We start from the raw sequence: 6,970 nt of genomic DNA, 5'->3' as shown, positions 1-6,970 counted from the left end.
TCATGGCGTCGAGCACATTGCGATTGGAATGGCCGATATTGGCCACCATCGGGCCGCTCGAGCCATCGATGAAGCGGCGGCCGTCCTGCGTCCACATGTAGATGCCTTCGGCGCGGTCGATCAGCGGCCGGCGCAGGCTGGACAGATAGAACAGATGCGAGTCTCGCCGGGCTTCGGTTTCTTGAACGGCGGATTGGACTTTCGACATGTCAGGGCTTTCCGAGGTAACGATCGAGGACATTTTTCGTGACGCGTTCGACCATCGGGTCCTGTCTTAGCAGGCCGGCGACCCATTCGCAGCTTCCGGCATGGAACACCTCGCCCTTGCCGCGCGGGAAATTGACGATCATGCCGTTGCCGCGTTTGACCTTTTCCAGATTGGCGTCGCTCGCCTCGCCAAACAACGTTTCGGCGGTGAAGCGGCCGTCTTCGTCGGTGAGGAACTGGTCCTCGATCGGGATATCGGCGCTTTCCTCGACCTGGGATGCCATGCCGACGGCGAGAACCTGCAGGCCATCTGGCGCGCCGCTGGTCGCAGTCGGGTAGGGCAGGCCGCCGCGTATCTCGAAGTCGAGCCCGTCGACCTCATAGCCATAGACATGGCTGTCGGCGCCCAGCAGGTCGCCATAGTAGATGCCGGTGCCGGCGAAGGCCCAATGCTCGGGCCGGTAGACCGGGAAACCACGCACGCCGCGCGGTGCACAGCCGCCCCAGCCGGCATAGACACCGCGCGTCGCGTTGAGCCCGAAGGTCGCCGAACCCGGCCGGCCGATTTCCGGCGCCTCCCAGGAATTGGTGGCACGGGTGACGTCGCCGTCTGGGAGATAGGCCGGATCTTCGGCACGCGAGCGATATTTGTAGCAGACCTGCCGGCGGCCCTCGTCTTCGAACCGCGTCTGCCACATGAAATTGCCGGCAAAGCGCGCCGCATGGCCGCCGCGGGTCACATAGGCGTCGACGGCATCGCGCATTTCCCAGGTCCAGTATTCGTCATGGCCGACGAACACGGCGCAGTCATAGCCGTCGAGAATTTCCGGCGAAAAATGCAGATCATGCTGGCTGGCGAGATCGACTTGATAGCCGGCCCGCTCGGCGAAGCGGAAAAAATGGCTGTCGTAGCTGGCCCAGCCGGACGAAGCGTATTTCTTCGAATGGCCGGTGGCGAGCGCCCACTCCATGTGCGGATAGCGCGGCACGGTCTTCGGCGGCACAGCGACCTCCAGCGGCACACGCGGCGCATCCTTGGGCAGCACGACGAAGCCACGGCACCAGGGGCGCTGCGTCGAGACGATGGGCGAATACTGGTTGCGATCCGGCCCGGTGATGCCCTGATAGTGGTTGGAGCCGCCCCAGGTGTTGTAGGCCAGCCATGTGCCTGTCGCCGCCACCTGGAGCACGCGGCCAGGTTTGCGGCCCGGCTGCGGGCAGACGATGAAAATATGGTGGCATTGGATCGGCTTGCCGTCGAGCCCGTCGGCGGTCAGCGTGACCCGATAGGCGCCGGACGGCCAGCCCGCTCCGACGCGAAATTCGAAGGATGGGTCCCAACCGCAGCCTTCAGCCGAACACTGGTCGGGTGTGTCCTGCCAGCGTGCCGCGATGCCCGATTTCTCGAATACTTTGTTTTCGCTGCCGCCATCTCGGGTGATTGTGATGCCGAACGTCGCAGCTGTCGAACTGACATGCAAAGCCACCGTTTCGCCGGCGCGATAGGAAAACCGGTCGCTGTAGCACCAGATCTCGCCGCGCTCGCCATCCATGCCTGGCCACTCGTAATAGTGGCCGCGCACCGCGTGGCGGCGCTGCTCCGGCGTCAGTCCGAAATCGGGGAATTCCGTGTTTGGGCTGGTCATGGTCATACTCAGGCGGAAAGATATTTCTTGAGGAAGCTGCGCGTGCGGTCCTTCTGCGGCGCGCGGAACATGTCGCCGGGCGGGCCTTCCTCGACGATCACGCCGTCATCCATGAACAGCACCCTGTCGGCCACTTCGCCGGCAAAGCGCATCTCATGCGTTACGATGAGCATGGTCATGTGTTCGGCGGCAAGCTGTTTCATCACCGCGTTGACCTCGTCGACCAGTTCCGGATCGAGCGCCGAGGTGGCTTCGTCGAACAGCATCACCTTGGGCTGCATCGCCAGTGCACGGGCAATGGCCACACGCTGCTTCTGGCCGCCCGAAAGCCGCGAGGGGTAGGCGTCGATCTTGTCGGCGAGCCCGACCTTGGACAAGAGGCTATGCGCCAGCGCATGCGCGTCACTTTTGGTCATGCCTTTTAGGATGATCGGTCCCATGGAAATGTTCTCGATCACGGTCAGATGCGGGAACAGATTGAAGTGCTGAAACACCATGCCCATCTGCTGGCGCACCTTGTTGATGTGCCGCTCGAAGGCATGGCCGTGCAGCTTCTGGTTGACCTGCACGCCGTCGAGCCAGACTTCACCGGAGTCCAGGGATTCCAAATGGTTGATGGAGCGCAGCAGCGTGCTCTTGCCGGAGCCACTCGGGCCGATGATGGCGACGATCTGCCCGCGATCGACCGACAGGCCTATGCCTTTGAGAACCTCGACGGCGCCAAACGATTTGCGCGCGCCGCGAACCTCGACCATTGGCCGCTGCGTGCTCATCGGGAAACCTCCACATGTCTTTCAAACCGACGCAAAGCCGCCTCGAGCACAAGATTGAGAATGTAATAAAGCGCCGCTGCGGTGATGTAGAACTCGAACGGGCGGAACGTTTCGCTGATCGCCAGCTGGGCCGAATGGACCAACTCGGCGATGCCGATGACCGAGACGATCGAGGATTCCTTCAACAGCGCGATCAGATTACCGCCGATCGGTGGTGCCGTGTTGCGGATGGCTTGCGGTATCACGACATGGCGCAGCGTCTGCCACTTGCCGAAGCCGATGCTGCGCGCACCCTCCGTCTGGCCGACATCGACGGCCACGATGCCGGCGCGGATGATGTCGGCATTGTAGACGGCAAAGTGCAGGCCGAGCCCAACAATGCCGGCGGCAAGGGCAGGAATGTCGATGCCGATCTGCACCAGGCCGAAATAGATCAGGAACAGCTGCAACAGCAGCGGCGTGCCCATGAACACCCACATGAGCGCGCGCACGGGATAGGCAACGATCTTAGGGGCGTAGAGCACGATGACCGCGAACAGGATGCCGCCGACGAAGCTGAGTGCGCCCGCCGAGACCGTCAGCACCGCCGTCCACCAGGCACCAATCAACAGAAGGTCCCAGTAGGGCGCGACGACGGTGAAATCCAAACCTTGCATCGTGCTCTCCGGTCAGACGATGGCGAAGCGTTTGTCGAGCAGGTCGACGATCCGCGCAACCGCGTAGACCATGATCATGTAGAGCAGGGCTGCAACGCCGAATATCTCGAACGGCTTGTAGGTGGAGCCGATGAAGCGCTGGGCGGTGTAGGTCAGTTCGACGACTGAAATGGTCGACACAAGTGCTGATCCCTTCAACAAAGCAACCGTATTGACCCCGAGCGGCCGGATCATCAGCCGTGCGGCCTGCGGCAGCACGACCTTGCGCAAGGTCTGGAAACGGCTGAAGCCTGTTGTGCGGGCGGCCTCCGTCTGGCCCCTGTCGACCGCGACCAGCGCACCACGGATCGATTCCGCCATATAGGCGCCGATGTTGAGACCGAGGCCGATAACGCCGGCGGCGAACGGCTCCAGATTGATGCCGATCTGCGGGCCGCCGAAATAGAGCACGAAGAGCTGGATCAGGCACGGCGTGCCGCGAAACAGGCTGACATAGAGCGTGCCGATGGTCCGCAGGATTGCCGATTTCGACATCTTGGCGGCCGCGGCCAATGAAGCAGCCGCGAGGCCCAGGATCAGGGCCAACACCGTGATCTCGATCGTCACCAAGGCGGCCTCCACGAAGAACGGGAAGACGCGCTGCATCAAGGAGAAATCCATGAAAGGGTCCAGCAGGAGTAACGCTCGGCTTCAGGCGGCTTTGCTCGCCTGAAGCCAGGAGAGATCAGCGGATGTCGCTGCCGACCCACTTCATCGAGATCTTTTCGTAGCTGCCGTCCGCCAGCATGTCGTCCAGCGCCTTCTGCATCGCAGCCTTGAGCTCCGGATTGTCCTTGCGGATGGCGATGCCGATGGCAACAGCGCCGCCTTCGATATCGGGCGTGTTGAGCTTGCGGACCTTCTCGCCCGTCTCCTTGACGGCAACCATGACCGGAATGTTGTCGACGACTATCGCGTCGACGCGGCCGGCCCTCAGCTCCAGCAGCATTTCCGGCAGGCCCTTGTAGGTACGGATATCCCAGCCACCCTTTTCGCGCGCCCATTTCTCATGCGTCTCGCCCAGCGTCACGCCAATGGTCTTGCCCTTGAGGTCGTCGAGGCTCTGCACTTTCGACTGCTCGCTGACGAAAACGGCGCGGCCGGCGTGGTAGTAAGGCCCGACGAAATCGACCACCTTTTCACGCTCAGGCGTGATCGTCATCGAGCCAACGACGGTGTCGTATTTGTTGGCGAGCAGGCCGGCAATGATGCCGTCCCAGGCCGTGGTGATGATGGTGCCCTTGACACCGATGCGCTCGGCGATGGCCTTGCCGATATCGGCGTCGAAACCGACGACTTCATTCTGGTCGTTGACGAAGTTGAAGGGCGGATACTGACCGCTCATGGAAATCTTCAGCTCGCCCGCCGCCTTGATCTTTTCGAGGTCGTCGGCCCTGGCCGAAACGGCAGTGAAGGTCGACGCAAGCAGCAGGGCCGCAACGGCGATGCCGGAAAATACTCTGTTCATCTGATTTCATCTCCTCTGGATGGCGCGCAAGGTTTGTTCTTGGGAGGCGTGCAGACGCTTTCCTGTCATCAATGATTGCCTTTGCGGTATCATTGCGCAAATAGATAATGCGAATAGAGAGCATAGATATCAGGAATGGTACTTCCACGCCCCGAACGGCTGGTCTGGGATCTCGACTGGAACCTTCTGAGGACATTCGTCGTCATCGCGGAGGTGAAGGGCATCACGCGAGCTGCGGAGCGACTGAACCTCAAGCAACCCAGCGTCAGCAATGCTCTGCGGCGACTGGAGGACCGGGTGGGCCGGCGTCTGGTCGAGCGCGACGCGACGCGCTTCGAACTGACCGAGGTCGGGCGGCTTCTCTACGAGCAGAGCGTCGAGGTGTTCGGCACCATATCGCAGTTGCCGCTGCTGATGCGCGGCATCAGCGACGATGTTCCCGGCCATGTGATGATCGCGACGGCAAGCCATGTCGTCTCGCCGCTCTTTGATCAGGCGCTGTCCGAGTTCCACAGCAACTACCCGCACGCCAGCATCACCATTTCAGTCGCAGCAAGCACCGAAGTCGCCAAGCAGGTGAGGGAGCGGCGTGCTTCCTTCGGCATCTGCCTGGTCAGCCAGCGCGATCCGGCGCTGGAATATGCGATGGTCTACCGCGAGTTCTTCGGCTTCTTCTGTGGGCCGCAGCACAGGCTTTACGGGCAAACCGGGCTGACGCTGACCGATCTCCGAGGCGAGCCCTCGGTATCGTTCCAGACCGACCATATCTCGGATGCGTTGCGGCCGGTCGCGCTGTTGCGCAGCGAGGCCCGGCTCAATGCCGATGTCGTCGGCGTGTCCTCGAGCCTGGAAGAGGTGCGGCGCATGATCGTCGCCGGGTTGGGCATTGGGCCGCTGCCGCTGCACGTCGCGCGGCGGGATGTGGCGGATGGAATGCTGTGGCGGCTGCCGCCCTATGACGCGCCGCCGGCCATCGACATCTTCCTGCTGGTCAATCCGGACAAGGTGATGAACCGCGCCGAGAAGGCGCTGCTGTCAGGGCTGCAGACGCTGATTGCCGACACGCCCCTCGATGACCGCATCTACATAGGCTGACGGGCGGAGACAGGCTTATTCGATCAAGAAGGCCGAAGAGCGGTCGCGCATCGGCTCGTCCAGAGCGACCGAGGCGCGCGCGGCAAGGTCGAAGCGCACGCTTGTCGTCCGGCTCGATGCGCGGACAATGCCGTCGAGCGAGCCCAACATCACCTGTTCGAAGGTGATGGAGGTGCGGCCGATCTTCACGACATGCGAGCGGATGGTGATGAGTGCACCGGCTTTCGTTTCATGCCGATAGTCGATTTCGGTGCGCACGTCGGCCCATCCGATCTGCGACGCCTGGTTGTCGTCCTGTCCGGCAATATGGCCGAGAAGCTGGAAGCTGGCATCATCGAACATCGCCGCGTAGTGACGCACATTCACGTGCCCCATCACGTCGCACATCCAGGGATGAGCGACGCCGACAAAGGTGACGAGAGATTTGCTCATGGGGATTTGCTCCGTGGCCTTCGACGATCGCGCAGACGCAATATCGAAACGCGCGACGACAGGCAAACGATCTGCTGTCCCTGGCATCTTCGAACCGAGAATGGCCTTCGGACTTCGTATTCGTTAGCCGCACCCTTGGCCACCTCCATCAAACGGACTATTTCAGGGGTGGCGGCGTTTCCGCCACGGGGGTCGGCATGCTCAGAGTGCAAAAGGTCAAGGTCGACGAGATCTACGTGCCGACGGCGCGCAAGAAAACGCTGCATCCCGAGACCGTCCGCCATCTCGCCGAGGACATTCTGGAAAACGGCATGAAGACGCCGATCCAGGTCCGCCATGACGGCAAGCGCCACATCCTCGTCGAAGGCCTGCACCGGCTGGAAGCGGCAAAGTGGCTCGGCGAGACCGAGATCGAGGCCTATCTGGTGCAAGCCAAGCGCCACTAAGGCTTTGGCCCATCGATCACTTTGTCATCCTCGGGTCTCCGCGACGGAGCTGCGTTCGTGCTCCGCCCGTGGATGACGAAGGTGAGTGACGCCTCGGGTCAATCGAAACGGTGTCGCAAAATTTTCGCTGGCCGATGTCGGCTTGCGGTTCATCGGCTCGTCCTTGGGACGGAAGCCAGATCAAACGCAGGACGCCATCATGACCACC

At 62.1% G+C, this 6,970-nt stretch carries 8 protein-coding genes and 1 pseudogene; 2 read left to right on the top strand and 7 right to left on the bottom strand.

Annotated elements, in window-relative coordinates; genetic code table 11:
• The 6 genes and pseudogenes from EN884_RS19550 to EN884_RS19525 form a co-directional block, all read right to left on the bottom strand.
• Nucleotides 1-208: pseudogene (locus tag EN884_RS19550) on the bottom strand (aminotransferase class III-fold pyridoxal phosphate-dependent enzyme); the annotation flags it as partial.
• A 1-nt stretch (nt 209) separates the two neighbouring features.
• Nucleotides 210-1,853 (bottom strand): N,N-dimethylformamidase beta subunit family domain-containing protein, encoded by a 1,644-nt coding sequence (locus tag EN884_RS19545; RefSeq protein ID WP_063170215.1) that lies wholly within the window; start codon nt 1,851-1,853, stop codon nt 210-212.
• Between the two features lie 8 nt (nt 1,854-1,861).
• Nucleotides 1,862-2,626, bottom strand: coding sequence for an amino acid ABC transporter ATP-binding protein (locus EN884_RS19540; RefSeq protein WP_063167835.1), 765 nt, complete (start codon nt 2,624-2,626; stop codon nt 1,862-1,864).
• Nucleotides 2,623-3,282, bottom strand: a complete 660-nt coding sequence (locus EN884_RS19535; RefSeq protein WP_013532096.1) for an amino acid ABC transporter permease — start codon at nt 3,280-3,282, stop codon at nt 2,623-2,625. The genes EN884_RS19540 and EN884_RS19535 overlap by 4 nt, the downstream gene beginning before the upstream one ends.
• Before the next feature lie 12 nt (nt 3,283-3,294).
• The gene (locus EN884_RS19530) at nt 3,295-3,942 is read right to left on the bottom strand and encodes an amino acid ABC transporter permease (RefSeq protein WP_063167836.1); all 648 of its coding nucleotides are present in this window, start codon (nt 3,940-3,942) and stop codon (nt 3,295-3,297) included.
• A 64-nt stretch (nt 3,943-4,006) separates the two neighbouring features.
• The gene (locus EN884_RS19525; protein WP_063167837.1) at nt 4,007-4,789 is read right to left on the bottom strand and encodes an ABC transporter substrate-binding protein; all 783 of its coding nucleotides are present in this window, start codon (nt 4,787-4,789) and stop codon (nt 4,007-4,009) included.
• Between the two features lie 135 nt (nt 4,790-4,924).
• Between EN884_RS19525 and EN884_RS19520 the strand changes: the two genes are divergently transcribed.
• Nucleotides 4,925-5,884, top strand: coding sequence for a LysR family transcriptional regulator (locus EN884_RS19520; RefSeq protein ID WP_063167838.1), 960 nt, complete (start codon nt 4,925-4,927; stop codon nt 5,882-5,884).
• A gap of 15 nt (nt 5,885-5,899) precedes the next feature.
• On the opposite strand, the gene EN884_RS19515 is transcribed toward EN884_RS19520, so the two are convergent.
• Nucleotides 5,900-6,316 (bottom strand): acyl-CoA thioesterase, encoded by a 417-nt coding sequence (locus EN884_RS19515; RefSeq protein ID WP_024504355.1) that lies wholly within the window; start codon nt 6,314-6,316, stop codon nt 5,900-5,902.
• A gap of 197 nt (nt 6,317-6,513) precedes the next feature.
• Here EN884_RS19515 and EN884_RS19510 point away from each other — a divergent pair, with 197 nt between their 5' ends.
• Nucleotides 6,514-6,762, top strand: a complete 249-nt coding sequence (locus tag EN884_RS19510) for a ParB N-terminal domain-containing protein (protein WP_013532091.1) — start codon at nt 6,514-6,516, stop codon at nt 6,760-6,762.
• Nucleotides 6,763-6,970 lie beyond the last annotated feature (208 nt).

Source organism: Mesorhizobium sp. M7A.F.Ca.AU.001.01.1.1 (assembly GCF_004022735.1).
Taxonomy (GTDB): Bacteria; Pseudomonadota; Alphaproteobacteria; order Rhizobiales; family Rhizobiaceae; genus Mesorhizobium; species Mesorhizobium ciceri.
This window is presented reverse-complemented; position numbering and strand designations above follow the sequence as displayed.